General features: G+C 67.4%; 21 protein-coding genes. 9 read left to right on the top strand and 12 right to left on the bottom strand.

From position 1 onward, the window contains the following. Positions 1-70: 70 nt before the first annotated feature. From Q7I88_RS08315 to Q7I88_RS08260, 12 genes are all read right to left on the bottom strand, one after another. Complete coding sequence (locus Q7I88_RS08315) at positions 71-1,339, bottom strand: adenosylmethionine--8-amino-7-oxononanoate transaminase (protein WP_305095456.1); 1,269 nt, start codon at positions 1,337-1,339, stop codon at positions 71-73. Next, positions 1,336-1,950, bottom strand: a complete 615-nt coding sequence (gene bioD, locus Q7I88_RS08310) for a dethiobiotin synthase (RefSeq protein ID WP_305095455.1) — start codon at positions 1,948-1,950, stop codon at positions 1,336-1,338. Before bioD ends, Q7I88_RS08315 begins: the two co-directional genes overlap by 4 nt. Then, positions 1,947-3,101 (bottom strand): aminotransferase class I/II-fold pyridoxal phosphate-dependent enzyme, encoded by a 1,155-nt coding sequence (locus Q7I88_RS08305; RefSeq protein WP_305095454.1) that lies wholly within the window; start codon positions 3,099-3,101, stop codon positions 1,947-1,949. Before Q7I88_RS08305 ends, bioD begins: the two co-directional genes overlap by 4 nt. A gap of 7 nt (positions 3,102-3,108) precedes the next feature. Beyond that, positions 3,109-4,128, bottom strand: a complete 1,020-nt coding sequence (gene bioB / locus Q7I88_RS08300; protein WP_305095453.1) for a biotin synthase BioB — start codon at positions 4,126-4,128, stop codon at positions 3,109-3,111. Between the two features lie 231 nt (positions 4,129-4,359). Beyond that, positions 4,360-5,097 (bottom strand): sigma-70 family RNA polymerase sigma factor, encoded by a 738-nt coding sequence (locus tag Q7I88_RS08295; protein ID WP_305095452.1) that lies wholly within the window; start codon positions 5,095-5,097, stop codon positions 4,360-4,362. Further along, a complete protein-coding gene (locus Q7I88_RS08290; protein ID WP_305095451.1) occupies positions 5,094-7,217 on the bottom strand; it encodes a flagellar biosynthesis protein FlhA in 2,124 nt (707 codons plus the stop codon). Before Q7I88_RS08290 ends, Q7I88_RS08295 begins: the two co-directional genes overlap by 4 nt. Further along, complete coding sequence (locus tag Q7I88_RS08285; protein ID WP_305095450.1) at positions 7,214-8,062, bottom strand: lytic transglycosylase domain-containing protein; 849 nt, start codon at positions 8,060-8,062, stop codon at positions 7,214-7,216. The genes Q7I88_RS08290 and Q7I88_RS08285 overlap by 4 nt, the downstream gene beginning before the upstream one ends. A 63-nt stretch (positions 8,063-8,125) precedes the next feature. Continuing rightward, the gene (locus tag Q7I88_RS08280; RefSeq protein ID WP_305095449.1) at positions 8,126-8,461 is read right to left on the bottom strand and encodes a hypothetical protein; all 336 of its coding nucleotides are present in this window, start codon (positions 8,459-8,461) and stop codon (positions 8,126-8,128) included. Beyond that, positions 8,458-8,751: a flagellar biosynthesis anti-sigma factor FlgM gene (gene flgM / locus Q7I88_RS08275; protein WP_305095448.1), complete on the bottom strand. Its 294-nt coding sequence runs from the start codon at positions 8,749-8,751 to the stop codon at positions 8,458-8,460. The genes Q7I88_RS08280 and flgM overlap by 4 nt, the downstream gene beginning before the upstream one ends. An 80-nt stretch (positions 8,752-8,831) precedes the next feature. Then, positions 8,832-9,332: a flagella basal body P-ring formation protein FlgA gene (locus tag Q7I88_RS08270; protein ID WP_305095447.1), complete on the bottom strand. Its 501-nt coding sequence runs from the start codon at positions 9,330-9,332 to the stop codon at positions 8,832-8,834. Beyond that, positions 9,323-9,784 (bottom strand): hypothetical protein, encoded by a 462-nt coding sequence (locus Q7I88_RS08265; protein ID WP_305095446.1) that lies wholly within the window; start codon positions 9,782-9,784, stop codon positions 9,323-9,325. Before Q7I88_RS08265 ends, Q7I88_RS08270 begins: the two co-directional genes overlap by 10 nt. Then, the gene (locus Q7I88_RS08260) at positions 9,781-10,434 is read right to left on the bottom strand and encodes a MotA/TolQ/ExbB proton channel family protein (RefSeq protein WP_305095445.1); all 654 of its coding nucleotides are present in this window, start codon (positions 10,432-10,434) and stop codon (positions 9,781-9,783) included. The genes Q7I88_RS08265 and Q7I88_RS08260 overlap by 4 nt, the downstream gene beginning before the upstream one ends. 186 nt (positions 10,435-10,620) lie before the next feature. Between Q7I88_RS08260 and Q7I88_RS08255 the strand changes: the two genes are divergently transcribed. Genes Q7I88_RS08255 through Q7I88_RS08215 form a run of 9 tightly spaced genes read left to right on the top strand, consistent with a single transcriptional unit; the run spans position 10,621 to position 16,116 of the window. Further along, the gene (locus Q7I88_RS08255) at positions 10,621-10,968 is read left to right on the top strand and encodes a flagellar basal body rod protein FlgB (protein WP_305095444.1); all 348 of its coding nucleotides are present in this window, start codon (positions 10,621-10,623) and stop codon (positions 10,966-10,968) included. Positions 10,969-10,970: 2 nt separating this feature from the next. After that, on the top strand, positions 10,971-11,375 hold the full coding sequence (flgC, locus tag Q7I88_RS08250; protein WP_305095443.1) for a flagellar basal body rod protein FlgC: 405 nt from the start codon (positions 10,971-10,973) through the stop codon (positions 11,373-11,375). Further along, positions 11,372-11,659 carry a flagellar hook assembly protein FlgD gene (locus Q7I88_RS08245; RefSeq protein WP_305095442.1) on the top strand — a complete coding sequence of 96 codons (288 nt, stop codon included), beginning with the start codon at positions 11,372-11,374 and terminating at the stop codon, positions 11,657-11,659. Before flgC ends, Q7I88_RS08245 begins: the two co-directional genes overlap by 4 nt. A gap of 19 nt (positions 11,660-11,678) precedes the next feature. Beyond that, positions 11,679-12,491 carry a flagellar hook-basal body protein gene (locus tag Q7I88_RS08240; RefSeq protein WP_305095441.1) on the top strand — a complete coding sequence of 271 codons (813 nt, stop codon included), beginning with the start codon at positions 11,679-11,681 and terminating at the stop codon, positions 12,489-12,491. 6 nt (positions 12,492-12,497) lie between these two features. Beyond that, positions 12,498-13,238, top strand: coding sequence for a flagellar basal body rod protein FlgF (locus Q7I88_RS08235; RefSeq protein ID WP_305095440.1), 741 nt, complete (start codon positions 12,498-12,500; stop codon positions 13,236-13,238). Between the two features lie 16 nt (positions 13,239-13,254). Beyond that, positions 13,255-14,043, top strand: coding sequence for a flagellar basal-body rod protein FlgG (gene flgG / locus Q7I88_RS08230; RefSeq protein ID WP_305095439.1), 789 nt, complete (start codon positions 13,255-13,257; stop codon positions 14,041-14,043). A 2-nt stretch (positions 14,044-14,045) separates the two neighbouring features. Next, positions 14,046-14,711 carry a flagellar basal body L-ring protein FlgH gene (locus Q7I88_RS08225; RefSeq protein ID WP_305095438.1) on the top strand — a complete coding sequence of 222 codons (666 nt, stop codon included), beginning with the start codon at positions 14,046-14,048 and terminating at the stop codon, positions 14,709-14,711. A gap of 8 nt (positions 14,712-14,719) precedes the next feature. Next, the gene (locus Q7I88_RS08220; protein ID WP_305095437.1) at positions 14,720-15,817 is read left to right on the top strand and encodes a flagellar basal body P-ring protein FlgI; all 1,098 of its coding nucleotides are present in this window, start codon (positions 14,720-14,722) and stop codon (positions 15,815-15,817) included. Continuing rightward, entirely contained in the window at positions 15,814-16,116 is a 303-nt protein-coding gene (locus Q7I88_RS08215) for a rod-binding protein (RefSeq protein ID WP_305095436.1), read from the top strand. Before Q7I88_RS08220 ends, Q7I88_RS08215 begins: the two co-directional genes overlap by 4 nt. Positions 16,117-16,119: the final 3 nt, after the last annotated feature.

Genomic DNA, 16,119 nt, shown 5'->3' with positions numbered 1-16,119 from the left:
CCCTGTATCGTGAACGCTCCCGCGCCTATCGCATTTCCGGTGCGGCGGTCCACACCCAAGGTGGGCGGGGTCAGCCGCTCCCTATGACGCTTGTAAGCGCGTGGTCGATGGCGGCGAAGACCGTGTCGAGGTCCGCGTCGGAAATGCAGTAGGGCGGCATGAGGTAGATCGTGTTGCCGAGCGGGCGGAGCAGCACGTCCTGTTCGCGGAAGCTTGCGAGCAGCCGCGGGCCGAGCTGCGAGAGGTAGCCGGCGTCCGCGACCTCGAGATCGAACGCGATGACGGTCCCGCACTGGCGCAGGTTCTTCACCGGGTGGCGCTCGGCGATGCGGGCAAACCCCTCGGCCTCGCGCTCGGCCAGCCGGGCGACGCGCGCCAGCACCGGCTCCTCGCGCCAGATTGCCAGATTGGCGCCCGCCGCCGCGCAGGCGATCGGGTTGGCGGTGAAACTCGAGGAATGGAAGAACATCCGCGCCCGGTCCTGCGACAGGTGCGCCTCGTAGATCGGTGCGCTGGCCAGGGTCACCGCGAGCGGCATGCTGCCGCCGGTCAGACCCTTGGCGAGGCACATGATGTCGGGCACCACGCCGGCCTGCTCGCACGCGGTCAGCGTACCCGTGCGCCCCCAGCCGGTCATCACTTCGTCGGCGATGAACAGCACGCCGTGGCGGGCGCAGATCGCGCGCATTTCGGCCAGCACCGCGGGCGGGTACATCAGCATGCCGCCCGCGCCGAGCAGCAACGGCTCGACAATGAAGGCCGCCGCGTCGCCGCCTGCGCAGGCCGCGTCCAGCGCGTCATACGTCTCCTGCTCGCTGCCGGGGTGCGGAAAGGGGATGGTTTCCACATCGAACAGCAGCGGGCTGTAGGCGCGATTGTAGACCCCGCGCTCGCCGACCGACATGCCGCCGACGGTGTCGCCGTGGTAGCTGTGCTGCATGACGAGGATGCGGTGCCGCCCTTCGCCGCGATTGCCCCAGAAGCCGAGCGCCATCTTCAGCGCGACCTCGACGCTGGTCGACCCGGAATCCGAAAAGAACACGTGGTCGAGCCCGCCGGGCATGATCTCCAGCAGTCCGCGCGCGAGCGCTTCGGCGGGTTCGTGGGTCCAGCCGGCGAAGATAACCTGGTCGAGCCTTTCCGCCTGTTCGCGGATCGCCGCGACGATGCGCGGGTGGTTGTGGCCGTGGGTGGTGACCCACCAGCTCGAAATGGCGTCGATCACCCGGCGCCCGTCGGCGGTGTAGAGCGCCGCGCCCTCGGCCCGTTCGACCAGCGGGATCGGCTCGTTCAGGCCGTGCTGGGTAAAGGGATGCCAGACCGGCGAGCGGCGGCTCATGTCAGCAGGTCCGTGCGGATCCCGGCGGCGAAGGCCGCGGCCAGCGTCTCCGCGGTCAGCGGGTCGAGCCGCGGCAGGCGGCCGAGGTGGGCGACTTCGCCGATTTCCGCGATGGCCTGCTCGGCCACCGGCTCGGCCTCGCCGACGAAGGCCACGCCCGCCACCGGCACGGCGCGCGCGCGGAGCGCCTCGATCGAGAGCAAGGTGTGGTTGATCGTGCCGAGCGCGGTGCGGGCAACCAGCACTACCGGGAGGCCCCAGTGCGCGAAGATGTCGGCCGCGAGCAGGTCCATCCGGTAGGGCACGAGCACGCCCCCTGCCCCCTCGATCACCAGCGGTCTTTCGGTCGTGGGCAGTGCCAATCTGGCCAAGTCGATCTCGACCCCGTCGATCCGCGCGGCCTCGTGCGGCGAGCACGGCGTGGCGAGGCGATAGGCCTCGGGCAGCGCGGTGACGCCCGGCGCCAGCCGCGCCACTTCGCTGCTGTCCGTCGCACCATCGAGCCCCGCCTGCGCGGGCTTCCAGTAGTCGGCGCCCAGCGCCGCCGCGAGTCCGGCGGCGAAGACCGTCTTGCCGACATCGGTATCGGTGCCGCTGACGATGTAGCTCAAACCGTTTCCCCCAGCGCCGCGAGCAGACCGTCGACCTCGTCTTCGCCGTGGACGCTCGACAGCGCGAAACGAATGCGCGACGTCCCCCGCGGCACGGTCGGCGGGCGGATCGCGACGCCGAGCACGCCCTGCTCCTCGAGCCTCCGCGCCAGCGCCAGCGTCTCGTCCTCGCCGCCCACCAGCAGGGGCACGATCTGCGTGTCCGACGCGGCGGTATCGAAGCCGCGGCGCCGCAGCCCCGCGCGCAGCCGCTCGGCGAGCGCGGCGAGATGCGCGCGCTCGGCGTCCATCGCCGGCACGAGGTCGAGCGCGGCATCGATCGCGCCGAGGACCGGGGGCGGAAGCGCGGTGGAATAGACGAAGCCGCTGCACGCGTTGACGAGGTAGTCGCACAGCAGTTGCGGACCGGCAACGTAGGCTCCGAACGATCCCATCGCCTTGCTGAAGGTGCCGATGACGAGGTCCACCCTCACCCCGCTCTGCGCGGACAGCCCCGCCCCGCGCGGCCCGAGCACGCCGGTGGCGTGCGCCTCGTCGACGATCAGGTAGGCACGGTGGCGCCGCGCGATGTCGCTCAGGCGAACGAGGTCGCAGCGGTCGCCGTCCATGCTGAACACGCTCTCGGTGACGACGATGCGCTCTTCGGCCAGCGGACCCTGTTCGGCGAGAAGGCGGTCGAGCTGGTCGAGATCGTTGTGCGCAAAACGCACCTGCCGCTTGCCCGCCGCGGCGATGCCGAGGTGAATGCTGGCATGGACCAGCTCGTCGGCGAAGATCGCCGCATCGGGCGCCAGCTTGACCAGCGCCTTGAAGATCGAGGCGTTGGCCTGCCAGCCCGAGGCAAGCAGCAGCGCCGCCTCGGTGCCCTTGAACGCCGCCAGCTTGGTCTCGATTTCGGCATGCTGTTCGAGCGTGCCGGTAACCAGCCGAGACGCGCGCGATCCGGTGCCCAGCGCCTCGGTCCATTGGACCGAGCGCTCGATCAGCAGCGGGTGACGGGCAAGCCCGAGATAGTCGTTGCTCGACAGGTCGACGAGGTCGCGCCCGCCGCGTACCACATGCCCCGGCCTGCCTGGCGAAAGCGGCCGCAGCGTGCGCAGGAGCCCCGTGCGCTTTCGTTCGGCCAGGGCAGCGGCAATTCGGTCGAGCATCGCGAGCCTATTCCGCCGGGACGCGGTCCTTCGCGCACGCGCCCTGCCGCATCGGCTCCTCGCCGGCGAGCGGCCTCAGCCCGAGCCGCTCGAACAGCGCGGCGTCCTCGTCGTCGCCGGCATTGGGCGCTGTCAGCAGCTTGTCGCCGGTGAAGATCGAGTTCGCCCCGGCCATGAAGCACAAGGCCTGCGCGGCGTCGGACATGCTCTCGCGCCCGGCCGATAGGCGAACCATCGAGCGCGGCATGGTGATACGGGCGACGGCGACTGTGCGGACGAACTCGATATCGTCGATCTTGGCGAGCGGGGTATCGGCCAGCATGTCGCCGAGCGGCGTGCCCTTGACCGGCACCAGCGCGTTGACCGGAACGCTTTCCGGGTGCCGTTCGAGCGTCGCCAGCGTGTGGATGAAGCCGACGCGGTCCTCGCGGGTTTCGCCCATGCCGACGATTCCGCCCGAACAGACGTTGATCCCCGCCTCGCGGACGTTTTCGAGCGTGGTCAGCCGGTCCTCGTACGAGCGCGTCGAGATGACGCGCTCATAGTACTCGGGCCCGGTATCCACGTTGTGGTTGTAGTAGTCGAGACCCGCTTCGGCGAGCTGGTCGGCCTGCGCCGGGGTCAGCATGCCCAGCGTCATGCAGGTCTCGAGCCCCATTTCGCGCACGCCTTTCACGATCTCGACGATCTTCGGCATGTCGCGGTCCTTGGGATTGCGCCAGGCCGCGCCCATGCAGAAGCGCTGGCTGCCCGCGTCCTTCGCCTGCGCTGCGCTCTGCAGCACCGCGCGCACGTCCATCAACTTGGTCGCCTCGACCCCGCTATCGGCGTGCGCACTCTGCGAGCAGTAACCGCAGTCTTCCGGGCACCCGCCGGTCTTGATCGACAGCAGCGTGCAGAGCTGCACCTCGTCCGCGCGGTGATGTTCGCGGTGCACGCTTGCCGCCCTGAAGACCAGCTCGGTGAACGGCAGGTCGAACAGCGCGGCGATTTCCTCGCGGGTCCAGTCGTTGCGAGTCACCGGCAAACCTTTCGCGCATTGGCCATCGTGGCGATACCTTCAGTCTAATCGCAGCGTGTCTCCCGGCGGAAGGCGCGCTCCCGGCCCGGAAATCGCAGGCACCGAGCATGCGCATAAGGGACACGCCGAGTGACTGCCACTCGGCCATAAGTGCAGGGCAACTTCCTCACAAGGCGCTTTCAGGCATTTGCCCGGATCGCTTGCGCCGCCTCTCTCGCAACCTCGCGGTCCTGCCGTTCAGACGCTGGCTCGATCCTCCACCGCCACGAAGGCCTGCTGGATTTTGTCGAGCGCCGAGGCTTTGAGCTGATGCACTCTCGGCACGCTCACGCCGAGCACGGCGGCGATCTCGGACAAGTTGAGTTCCTCGACGAAGTAGAGCTGGATGACCAGCTGGTGCCGCTCGGAAAGCGTGCCGATGGCCTGCGCCAGAAGCTCACGATCCTCGTGCTGCAGGAGGACCGCCTCGGCATCCGGTTCGTCGGATGCGAACGCGGCGTCGGCGTCCGAATAGCAATCCTCGATCGAGCTTACCCGCGCTTCGACGACGTCGCGGCGGAGGCGGTGCAGCTCGTCGAGTTCCATCCCGACCGCCTCGGCCAGCTCCGCCGAGGACGGGTCGCGGCCGAGCTCGGCGGCGAGCCGCGCCTGCTCCTCTTCGAGGCGCTTGCGCTTGGCGCGCGCACCGCGCCGATCGGGGGAGCTGCTGCGAAGGAGGTCGACCATGGCGCCCCGCACGCGCAGCTTCGCATAAGCGGCAAAGCCGTCTTCGCTCGGTCCCTCGTGCTTCTGCGCGCATTCGGTCAGGGCGACGAGCCCCGCCTGGATGAGGTCCTCGACGTCGACGGTGGGCCCGCCGCTCCCGGACAAGTGCCAGGCCAGCTTGCGCACCATCGGCAGGAAGCTCCTGACCCGTTCGGCCAGGTCGCCGCGATAAGCGTTGGCGGCGGAAAAGTGGGAATGGTCCTGTATCATGCGGCCAAAGGCTCCCTGTCGTGCATGCTTTCGGGCGCGCCGCTGGCAATTTGCGGCGGCGCATTGTTTTCGCCTCCTATGACCGCGATCACCTCGATCGGCTGCGCGGCGGGCAATTCGTTGATGGACAGCACCGCACACCCGGGGGCGCGGAGCTTGAGCAGCGCCGCCAGCGGGCGCCGGGCGCGTGGCTGGACGATCAGCGCCGGCGCGCCTTCGTGCGGAGGACGCTGCGAAAGAATGGTGACGATGCGTTCGCCGATCGACCGCGCGAGATCGGGCTCGATAACGATCTGACCGCTCGTCGGGTCGTGGAGCCCGCCGACGACCATTTCCTCCAGCTCGGCAGCAAGCGTGATGACGGGCAAACGCTCGTCGGGTGCGCAAATGCTGCCGACCAGCATCGGGCCGAGGTCGGCGCGAAGCATGTCGATCAGCCGATCGTGATCGGTCGTCTGCTGGGCGGCCTGCGAGAGACTGGCGAGCACCGGCAATGGGTGCGCGAGCGAAATGCCGTCCGCCAGCAGCGAGCGCAGCAGCCGCGTTATGGCAGCCAGCGACAGGGGCTGCGGCGTTATCGTCTCGATCAACTGCGAATGCCGCTCGCGGACGGTGTCGAGCAGCTCGCGCACTTCGTCGGGACCGAGCAGTTCCTGCGGCCTGGCGGAGAGGAGCTGGTTGACGTGGGTGGCAATAACACTCTCGGCGTCGACCACCAGGTACCCTTCGGCGACCGCGAGGTCGCGCGAGCGCGCCTCGATCCACACCGCCGGACAGCCGAAGCTCGGATCGCGGGTCTGCTCGCCTTCGAGCGGAGCGGCGCCGGTTCCTGCCTCGCCCGTGTCGATCGCAAGCATGAGGCCGGGGCGCAGCTGTCCCGAGCCGAGCGGCGCCCCGCCCAGGGTGATGCGATAGCGATCGGGCGGCAGATCGAAGCTGTCCTTGATGCGGAACTGGGGGATGACGAAACCGAAGGACTGGCACAGCTGCCGCCGCAGTCCGGTGAGGCGGGCGATCAGCGGCGCGCCGCGCCGCTCGTCCGCGAGGTGGATCAGCCCGAAGCCAAGCTCGATCGTAACCAGCGATTGTTCCGAAACGTCCTCGATGCTGATCTTGGCGGGGTCGGGTCGCGGTTCGGGCTCAACGTGCAGCGCCGCCGCGGCCTTGCGCCGCCCCAGCGTCCGCCAGAGCGCGAAGCATCCGCCGGAGAGCGGCAGGAACACCGATTGCGGCATGGCCGGGATCATTCCCATCGCGGCGAGGATGCACGCGACCGGCAGCCAGATGCGCGGATCGGCGAGCTGGCCGCCGATCTGGCCGGTCAAGTTGCGGGTATCGGAAACGCGGGTGACGATGACCGCCGCGGCAATCGACAGCAGCAACGCCGGGATCGAAGCCACCAGGGCATCGCCGACCGCGAGGGTCACGTAGCGCTGGCCGGCCTCCGCCGCGGAGAGACCATGCGTTACCATCCCCAGCACGAGTCCGGCGATTATGTTGACCATGAGGATCAGCAGAGCGGCAACGGCATCGCCCTTCACGAACTTGCTGGCGCCGTCCATCGAACCGTAGAAGTCGGCCTCGGTGGCGATTTCGCGGCGCCGCGCCTTGGCCTCGTCGGCGGTCATCAGGCCGGCGGCAAGGTCGGCGTCGATCGCCATCTGCTTGCCCGGCAACGCATCGAGCGTGAAACGGGCGGAGACTTCCGACACCCGGCCCGCACCCTTGGTCACCACCACCAGATTGATGATCATCAGGATCATGAACACGAACAGGCCGACTGCGAAGTTGCCGCCGATGAGGAATGCGCCGAACGCCTCGATCACCTTGCCCGCGGCGGCATCGCCCTCGTGCCCGTTGAGCAGAACGACCCGCGTCGAGGCGACGTTCAACGCCAGCCGCAACAGGGTGGCGAAGAGCAGGACAGAGGGGAAGGACGAGAAATCCAGCGGCTTCTCGGCGTTCATCGCCGCCATCAAAATGGCGACCGAAAAGGCGATGTTGAGGACGAAGAACAAGTCCAGCATCATCGCCGGGATCGGCACGACCATCAGCACGATGATCGTCAGAATGCCGCCGGGCAGCGCCACCGCGGGCGAGAGAAACGAACGCCAACTCACAGGCCGAATGCCTTGAACTTGCCGTAAGCTTCGCCGATGCGCTCACCGGCGCGGCCGCCGAGGCGATCGGAGCCGCCGAAGGTCGCCTGCAGCGTTTCAGCCATCGATACGCGCTTGGCGCCGCCTGCGGATCGCTCGCCGGCAAACGAGGCGGCGGCATGCGCGAAAGAGCCTGGCGGCGGTATCGTCGAAGCGGCGAAACCGCCTGCCGGCTGCGGATAGTCGGACCCGGACTCCATGGCTGCGCCGACTTTCGTCCGCATCAGATCCATGACCTCGCCAACCGTGCGCGGCCGGCCGGAATCGAAAAAGATGGCGCGGTTGGCCGCGGCCGGCTTGGGGAACAGGCTGGCGGCGGAGGCCTGCGGGCTATCCTGCAGCGCACCGAGAAAGGTGCGCGCGCCGCCCGCGCCGAGGAAGTGCGCCAGGTAGAGTTCGGCCGGTTCCGGCTCGCGGCCGAGAAAGCCGCTCAGTTCGGCCGAGTTGTCGCGGGCCAGTTCGGCCGCCATCAGGGCGGAGACGTTGGGATCGAAGCGCAGAGCCATGATCTGCGCACGGGCAGCCGGATCGTCAATCGTGGTGCGTCCGCCGCTCTTGGTAATCGCGGCGCCGGCCCAATCGAGACCGTGCTCGCTGCCGTGACGGTCGAGGGTTTCCAGCCAGGTCCCGGAAACGAACTGATAGAGACCGGCTGCGCTTGAGCTGCCAGCCCGGGCTCCAGCATCGAGACCGGATTCGAGTTTCGCCTGGGCGAGCAGGTAGTCGAAATTGACACCGGTCGCGGCAGACGCCCGCGCAATGGCGGCGTGCGCTTCGCTTCTCTGGACTGGCGATATTCCGGACACTGGGTCCCCCGGCTGCAATGGTTTAGCCGGGTCTCAGCAATAAGCGTGCCAAACTGGCCGGGGCTAGAGCGGCATCTCCCGCACGACCGCCGGGCGGTCGCCGCCGTAAAGGCTGATCCGGCCGGTGAGCGAGCCGAGGCGAGCCTCGACGTTTGCGGCGATCAGGTTGCGCATCTTGCGGTTGATCTCGTTGAGCCGGGTCACCGCATCGAGCAGGCCGCGCGCATCTTCGTCGAGATGCCCCTGCGCCTTACGCTCGATCTGCTCGCACAGCTGCATCTTTCCGTCGGCGCAGGTCAGGATGCGCTCGAGGTCGAGCGCTGCAAGTGCTTGCCGCTCGCCCTCCAGGAGGGCAAGCATTTGCCGGAGCGTTTCGCCAAGTGGCTTTTCGGATGTCATCCGCGAGTCCTCAGGAGAAAGCCGGCGGCGATCATCGCATCGGCGATCTTGGTCGGGACCACCGGGTAGCGGCCCTGCTCCACAGCCTTGCGGATCTCGGCCACGCGGCCGGTATCGACGGGTGGTTCGGCACCAGCGGAAGACGCTGTTACCGCAGTCGTGACGACGCCCGGCTTGGCACCGCCTTCGGCGGAAGCGCGCGTCGTCTCTACGCGTGAAACTGGCGCGGCCCCCCTCGTCTTGAGGCGGGACAAGCTGCCATTCAGCACTGGCGGGTCGATCCGGTCCATCGGTTTGCTCCGTTGACTTGTCGGATCGAAGAACGGCAGTGGCGCGGACGATTTAAGAGGTCCGCGCAAGATTTTGCCGCTTACGGCAAATCCATGCCGACTTTGCCGGGCTGCAGGACGCGCGCCCTGATCGGATCCCGCTTGGTCCCCACGGGACGTACACGGATCCACTCGCCGATCGCCCCGCTCTCCAGAGCCTCGCCTTGACGCGAGAGCGTGAAGCCCCGGCCGTGAACGGCGATGGAGACGGCCTCGCCGCGCGCGACGACGTCCTGTGCCGGGGCTGCGGCTGAGGCGGATTCGATCGGCACGAAGAGACGCCAACCGCCCGCGACGGGACAGCGGACGACTACGGTGTCCTGCGACCGCCCGTACCATTCGACCGCCAGCCGCGTACTGCACTCGGCGAGCTTGAGCCGGCGATCGACCGGCAACCGGGCGCCGCCTTCGACGCCGATAGCAGCGCCAGTGAATTCGGCGACGGCGCGATCGATGTCGGCGGGGTCGGAAAATCCTGCCGCAGCAACGGGGGCGGCGGCAGCCAGCGCGGCGCCGAAAGCAAGATGAGGGATCACTCGCATGGGTCGTCCTTTCCGGAGGCGCGACGCGCGCCCTTGTTGCCGCTCGCCATGCAATCGGTGTGCCAATCGCCGGCGTCATCGAACGCCAATACGGCAAAGACTTCGGCCTCGGGCGCCGGTTCCAAAACGATGCGCGGCCGCAGCCCCAGTTGCTCGGCCTCAGAAGACAGCGTCAGGGCCGTGTCGGCCGCCTCACGCATGCCTTCGGCCGGATAGCGCGCGACCACCGTTAGCTGTTGGCGATCGTCGGCGGGCTCGGCGGCCAACCACGCGCCCAGCGGCGGCGCCCCCTCGCCCACCCTATAGATGGCCGTCGGTTCGCCGCGCGCGGGAAGGGGATTGTCGAGCGCTCCCGACGCCTTGGGATTCATCGCCGCAGCGGTGACCATGAAAAGAATGAGGGAGAGATCGGCAATGATCGTCTGCCAGCTTCCCCGCACACCGGCGATCATGCCGCCGCCCTCGGCGGAGTCGGGGTCGCAACGGGGCTGCGCGAACAGGCGCTTTCGATGGCCTTGGCGAGCCAGTCGAGCAACGCCTGCCGGTCGCGCTCCTCCGCCCGGGCGCGGCGGTCGACCGCGGTGGACAGCGGCGCGAACAGGAAGTTGGCGACGACGAGACCATAGAGGGTGGTCGTGACCGCGGTGCCGATGGACCGCGCGTAGTCGCCTTCGGCCGCGGTCGACAGGCCGCCCAGCGAGAGCAAGGTGCCGGCTAGGCCGAGAACGGGCGCAAGATCGGCCGCTTCCGCCAGCACCCGTCCGGCGGTCCCGGCAAGCACGGCGCGCCGGTGGCGATACCGCTCGTGCTCTTCGTAGAGCGCCTGGATCGAACGATGGCGCACAAGGACGTCGCTCAGTTCATCGAACTCGCCGTCGCCGAAATGATGCGGCTCGGCGCGGAGCAGGCCGTCGTCGGCGATTTCCTGGATTTGTACGGCAAGTTCCGCCCGCACCCCCTCGCTGTCGAACGCGCGCAGCATCAGGTGCGAAACAGCCACCGCGGCACACCTCGTGTCGCGCCAACCGCACCGTAGAAAGACCGCCACGATGGTTCCACCGAGCACAATTGCCGCAGAAAGCGGATCGAACAGATGGGTCATATTCCCAAGCTTCTCCTCGCCCGGGAAGAACGGCTCGGCAGTAGAGGCAATTTAGTCTCCGGACGAACTTTGCCGCATCCGGCAAGCTCTTGCCGGGCACCGCTCTCGCGCAAGGCTCCTGAGGCCCTCCGGCTCCGTTTGGCACGCTCTTTGCTAGAGTGTGACCGACTAAGTTTGGAGATTCTCATGAGCGAAGGTCTTTTCGGGATTCACGGTGCGGCGCTGGAAATCAGGGCGCAACGCATGGGTGTGCTCGGCTCGAACATCGCCAACGCCGCGACGCCTGGATACAAGGCGCGCGATATCGATTTCGCAGCCGCGCTCGATGCGCGGCTGGGCGGTGCCGACGAGGCTCAGGCCACCGGCACCGCTACCCGTTTCCGCGTGCCGGTGATGCCGAGCCTCGACGGCAACACGGTGGAGATGTCCACCGAACAGGCCGCGTTCGCCGAGAACGCCGTCGCCTATACCGCCACGCTGGGCTTTCTTCGCGGACGCATCGAGACCGTGACCCGCGCGATCAGGGGCGAATAATCATGTCCGGACCGATGACCCTCTTCGAACTCGGCCAGCGGGCCATGTCCGCGCAGCTCGTGCGGATGAACGCGGCGGCCTCGAACCTCGCCAACGCCGGCAGCGTGGCCGGAAGCGAAGACGAGGCATATCGGCCGTTGCGCCCCGTCTTCGCCGAACAGCTCGACGCCGCCAGCGGCCTCAGCTCGGTGCAGGTGGACGGTGTCTATCGTGCCGACGTGGCGCCGCTGCGCAGGCACGACCCCGGACACCCCCTGGCCGATGAAAACGGCGATGTTTGGGCCTCCCCGGTCGATGAGAACGCCGAGATGGTCGAGATGCTCGAAGCCTCACGCCAGTACCAGAACATGGTCGAGGCCCTGTCCACCGCCAAGCAACTGATGCTCGAAACGATGAGGATGAAATGACCGTAACCCCCACTTCAGCCGCCACCGGCGCGGCCAGCGGCGCAAGCGGCGCCAGCGGTCGCGACTACTCGTCGCTCGGCCAGGCCGATTTCCTGCGACTGCTGACCGTCCAGGTGCAGCAGCAGGACCCGTTCGATCCGGTCGATAACAAGGAGATGCTGGCGCAGATGGCCCAGTTTTCCTCGCTGGCCGGGATCTCGGACGTGAACTCCACGCTGCAGAAGATTTCCGACAAACTCGACGTGCTCGCCGCGGCCAACGCGAGCGCCGCCACCACCAAATGACGACCAGGAGACGATTTCCATGTCCTTCTACACTTCCCTGAACGGCCTCAAGAACGCCCAGACCGACCTCGGCGTCATCGCGCACAACATTGCCAACGTCGAAACCACCGGTTTCAAGCGCGGCAAGTCCAGTTTTGCCGACGTCGTCGCCGGTGGCGCCAATACCGATCCGCGCATGATCAAGGGACTTGGTGCCACTCTCGAAGGAATTACGCAGAACTTCGCGCTCGGCCCGATCGAACAAACCGGCTCGGCGCTCGACGTCGCGATCACCGGTGACGGGTTCTTCGCCATGCGCTCCGCCGAAAGCGGACATACCCTCTACACACGAAACGGCGCGTTCGGCATCGACGGCGCCGGGTTCATCGACGACGGCTCCAACAACCGCCTGCAGGTGTTCCCGACCGATACCGCCGGGAACGTCACCTCGACCACGCCGGTGGACGCTCAGATCGCACCGACCAACGCCGCCGGGGCCGAATTCGCCGGGATCACCGTCGCCGCCGACGGCAAGGTGAGTGCTTCTTACGCCGATGGCAGCGTCGAAGCCGTGGGCAAGGTCGCCCTCGCCTCGTTCATCGCACCGACCGGGCTCAAGCAGGTCGGCTCTTCGAACTGGGAGTCGACCGGCATCTCCGGCGCCGCCAAGTACGGTGCGCCCGGGCAAGGCCAGTTCGGGTCGCTTCTTTCCGGCGCACTCGAGCGTTCGAACGTGGACATCGCCGAGGAATTGGTTGGCTTGATCACCGCGCAGCGGAACTTCCAAGCCAATGCCAAGGCCATCGATACCGCGTCGCAGATCTCGCAAACCGTGATCAATCTGCGGACCTGATAACCGATGGACCGGCTGATCTATACCGCCCTGTCGGGCATGCAGGCCTCGATGGACCGCCAGAGGGTGATCGCCAGCAATATGGCGAACGCCCAGACGGTCGGCTTTCGCGCCGAGCTGCTCGACCAGCGCCCGGTCACCGTCAAAGGGGAGACTCTCGAGGTACGGGCCATGCAGGATGCCGAGGTTCGCGGCGCCGTCATGGACGGGGGCGAACTGATCGAGACGGGCAATCCGCTCGATATCGCCGTTCAGGGTGAAGCCCTGATCGCGGTGCAGGCGGAAGACGGGTCCGAGGCCTACACGCGCCGCGGCGACTTGTCGGTTTCGCCCACAGGCCTCCTGGTCAATGGCGAGGGCCGCCCGGTTCTCGGCGACGCGGGCCCGATCACCGTTCCGCTCGGCGGCAAGGCCTCCATTGCGCCCGATGGCGCAGTGACGGTCGCCGATCCGGCAGTGCCGGACCAGCCGCCGCAGGAAGTTGGCCGGATCAAACTGGCCGGCTGGCGCGGCAGCCCGCTGGCCAAGGGGCTCGACGGCCTTTTTCGCGTCGAGGGCGGCGGCATTCTGCCGACCGACGCCGAAGCGACGGTCTTGTCCGGTTCGCTCGAGCAATCGAATGTCAAACCCACAGAAGTGCTGGTCGACATGATCGACGCCCAGCGCCTGTTCGCAATGCGCAGCAAACTCATCAGCACCGCCCGCGAATGCGACGAGGGCGGCGCGCAGTTGATGCGTCTGAGCTGACGAAAGGAACATCTAAATGCCCACTTCCGCTCTCCAGGTCGCCCGCACCGGGCTCGAGGCTCAGGACGCGCGCATGCGCGTGATCGCCAACAATCTCGCCAATGTCGGCACCACGGGATTCAAGAAGGACCGCGCCAACTTCGCCACGCTCGCCTACCAGGACGCGCGCGTCGCAGGCCAGCGATCCTCGGGAGAAACCGCTTACGCCACTGGCATCAACCTGGGCACGGGGGTCGCGATCCAGTCGACCAGCCAGATCGTCACTCAGGGCGCGCTCAACACTACCGGCAACGGTCTCGATCTCGCTCTCGATGGCGACGGCTATTTCCAAGTGGAAATGCCCGGCGGCAAGCTGGGGTACACGCGAGCGGGCAACTTCACCCGCTCCGCCGAAGGCCAGCTCGTCACCCAGCAGGGTTATGTCGTCCAACCGGCGATTACCGTGCCCGAGGGGGCCGGCGCAATCGCCGTTTCGCCCGACGGGACTGTCACAGCGGTTATCTCGGGCGACGCCGAACCGGCCGAGCTCGGCCAGCTGCAGGTGGCTACGTTCGCCAATCCCGCGGGGCTGCAGGCGATCGGCGACAACTTCCTGGTCGAGACCGCCGCCAGCGGCGCCGTGCAGCTCGCCCCCGGCGGAGAAAACGGGCGCGGGCACATCCGCCAGGGCATGCTCGAGGCCTCGAACGTCAACATCGTCGAGGAGCTGGTGGACATGATCGAATGCCAGCGCGCCTACGAAATCAATTCGAAGATGGTCTCGTCGGTCGACGAGATGCTCCGCAACGCCAACCAGACGCTGTGACCATGACCAATTCCGCATTCCGCGGCATGGCCGCCATCGCGCCGTTGCTCGCGCTGTGCGCGTGCGGCCCCGAGCGTCCCGCCGGCTTCACTGCCGCCTTGCCGCCTCCACCGCTCGCCCGGACGCCGGACGCTCCCGACGGTGCGATCTATCATGCTTCCACCGGCTACGCCCCCTTGTACTACGGTCAGCGAGCCAGCCAGGTCGGTGATCTCGTCACCGTAATCCTGGTCGAACGCACGCAAACGTCGAAATCGGCAAGCGCCAACAACCAGCGCGACGGCGGCATCTCGCTTGCCCCGCCGAGCGCAGGCCCGTTCTCGTTCGACCCTGGAGTCCTTAACTCTTCGGGCTCTTCGTCGTTCAAGGGCAAGGGGGATGCGGCCCAGACCAGCACACTGAGGGGAGATCTCACCGTGACGATTGCCGAGGTCCGCCCAAACGGAACCGCACTGGTGAGAGGCGAAAAGGTCATGCAGCTGAGCCAGGGCGAAGAATGGATCCAGCTCTCGGGCATAATCCGCCTGGCGGATATCGATCAGGACAACCGCATCGCCTCGCCGCGGATCGCGGATGCACGCATCACGTACGCCGGCAAGGGCTCCGTCCAGCGGGCGAGCCGCGAAGGCTGGCTTTCGCGCTTTTTCAACATCGTCACACCGTTCTGAGGCCTGTGATGATCAGAACCTTCCTCATCGCTGCTGCGGCATCGCTCGCCCTCGTCGCCAGCCCGGCTGCGGCCGAGCGGATTCGCGACCTGGGCACCTTCCAGTCTGTCCGATCCAACCAGCTCACGGGCTATGGTATCGTCGTCGGCCTCGACGGCACCGGCGACGACAACTTCGCCTACGTGACGCAGGCGATGCGCGGCGTTTCGGACCGCTTCGGACTGCAGCTACCGCCAGGCGCCAACCCGGCCCTGAAGAACGCGGCGGCCGTGATCATCACCGCCGATTTGCCGGCCTTCGCCAAGCCCGGGCAGCGGATCGACGTGACCGTCTCGACCATGGGCAAGGCCAAGTCGCTACGCGGCGGTGCGCTGATCATGACGCCCCTCTACGGTGCGGACGGGCAGGTCTATGCGATGGCGCAGGGCAATCTCGCGGTTGGCGGGCTCGGCGTCTCCGGACGTGACGGCTCGAAGCTCACGGTCAACGTCCCTACGGTCGGACGTATTCCCGATGGCGCAAGCGTCGAGCGGGCGGTCGCAACGGCCTTCGACAGCTCGGATATCCTGCGCTGGAATCTCTACCAAGCCGATTTCCTCACGGCCACCCGTGTGCGCGATGCGATCAACGCGCGGTTTCCCGGTGCAGCCGAGATCGAGGACGGCGTAACTCTGGCCCTGCGGCTCCCGCCGGGCGCCAACTCCCGCGCAGGGATGATGGCGGCGATCGAGATGCTCGACATCGTTCCGGCCGAAAGCGCCGCCAAGGTCATCGTCAACAGCCGCAGCGGCACCGTGGTAATCTCCAGCGCGGTTCGGCTCGCTCCGGCGGCGATCAGCCACGGCAGCCTGGTCGTGCGGATCGACGAGAATCCGACAGTCGTGCAGCCAGCCCCGTTAAGCAAGGGCAAGACGGCGGTCGAACAGAACAGCTCGGTCGATGCCTACGAGGAGGGTAACCACGTCGCCTTGTTCGAACCGGGCGCCTCGCTCGCCGAGCTCGTCGATGCGCTCAACATGCTCGGCGTTAGCCCATCCGATCTCGTGGCGATCCTCGAAGCGCTCAAGCAGGCCGGCTCGCTCAAGGCCGAGATGGTCATCATATGACGAGCCCGATCTCCCTCGATGGCGCCAACGCAGCTCGTCCCGTCGCGCCGGCGGGCAGCGATCGGGCGCGCCTGGCCGAAACCGCGGAACAGTTCGAAGCGATCTTTCTGCGGCAGATGCTTTCGGCTGCGCGGAGCACCGACTTCGGCGGCGACGACCTGTTCGGCGGCCAGGGAGAAGAGACGTTCCGCGAGATGCGCGATGCCCGCTTCGCCGAGATCGCCTCTCAGACAGGGACACTCGGATTCGCCGCCTCGATCGAATCGCAACTCGCGCGGTTTCTCGGGCCCGAGAGCTGACCC

The sequence above is a fragment of the Croceibacterium aestuarii genome, from assembly GCF_030657335.1.
GTDB classification, from domain to species: domain Bacteria; phylum Pseudomonadota; class Alphaproteobacteria; order Sphingomonadales; family Sphingomonadaceae; genus Croceibacterium_B; species Croceibacterium_B aestuarii.
Note: the sequence above shows the minus strand (reverse complement) of the source record. Positions and strands in the feature narration are given on the sequence as shown.

What these genes read in the sequence shown, in the direction of transcription:
- Q7I88_RS08315 (WP_305095456.1), bottom strand. Translation starts at nt 1,339, where the DNA reads ATGAGCCGCCGCTCGCCGGTCTGGCATCCCTTTACCCAGCACGGCCTG.
- Q7I88_RS08305 (WP_305095454.1), bottom strand. Translation starts at nt 3,101, where the DNA reads ATGCTCGACCGAATTGCCGCTGCCCTGGCCGAACGAAAGCGCACGGGG.
- Q7I88_RS08295 (WP_305095452.1), bottom strand. Translation starts at nt 5,097, where the DNA reads ATGATACAGGACCATTCCCACTTTTCCGCCGCCAACGCTTATCGCGGC.
- Q7I88_RS08280 (WP_305095449.1), bottom strand. Translation starts at nt 8,461, where the DNA reads ATGACATCCGAAAAGCCACTTGGCGAAACGCTCCGGCAAATGCTTGCC.
- flgM (WP_305095448.1), bottom strand. Translation starts at nt 8,751, where the DNA reads ATGGACCGGATCGACCCGCCAGTGCTGAATGGCAGCTTGTCCCGCCTC.
- Q7I88_RS08270 (WP_305095447.1), bottom strand. Translation starts at nt 9,332, where the DNA reads ATGCGAGTGATCCCTCATCTTGCTTTCGGCGCCGCGCTGGCTGCCGCC.
- Q7I88_RS08265 (WP_305095446.1), bottom strand. Translation starts at nt 9,784, where the DNA reads ATGATCGCCGGTGTGCGGGGAAGCTGGCAGACGATCATTGCCGATCTC.
- Q7I88_RS08260 (WP_305095445.1), bottom strand. Translation starts at nt 10,434, where the DNA reads ATGACCCATCTGTTCGATCCGCTTTCTGCGGCAATTGTGCTCGGTGGA.
- Q7I88_RS08255 (WP_305095444.1), top strand. Translation starts at nt 10,621, where the DNA reads ATGAGCGAAGGTCTTTTCGGGATTCACGGTGCGGCGCTGGAAATCAGG.
- flgC (WP_305095443.1), top strand. Translation starts at nt 10,971, where the DNA reads ATGTCCGGACCGATGACCCTCTTCGAACTCGGCCAGCGGGCCATGTCC.
- Q7I88_RS08245 (WP_305095442.1), top strand. Translation starts at nt 11,372, where the DNA reads ATGACCGTAACCCCCACTTCAGCCGCCACCGGCGCGGCCAGCGGCGCA.
- Q7I88_RS08240 (WP_305095441.1), top strand. Translation starts at nt 11,679, where the DNA reads ATGTCCTTCTACACTTCCCTGAACGGCCTCAAGAACGCCCAGACCGAC.
- Q7I88_RS08235 (WP_305095440.1), top strand. Translation starts at nt 12,498, where the DNA reads ATGGACCGGCTGATCTATACCGCCCTGTCGGGCATGCAGGCCTCGATG.
- flgG (WP_305095439.1), top strand. Translation starts at nt 13,255, where the DNA reads ATGCCCACTTCCGCTCTCCAGGTCGCCCGCACCGGGCTCGAGGCTCAG.
- Q7I88_RS08225 (WP_305095438.1), top strand. Translation starts at nt 14,046, where the DNA reads ATGACCAATTCCGCATTCCGCGGCATGGCCGCCATCGCGCCGTTGCTC.
- Q7I88_RS08220 (WP_305095437.1), top strand. Translation starts at nt 14,720, where the DNA reads ATGATCAGAACCTTCCTCATCGCTGCTGCGGCATCGCTCGCCCTCGTC.
- Q7I88_RS08215 (WP_305095436.1), top strand. Translation starts at nt 15,814, where the DNA reads ATGACGAGCCCGATCTCCCTCGATGGCGCCAACGCAGCTCGTCCCGTC.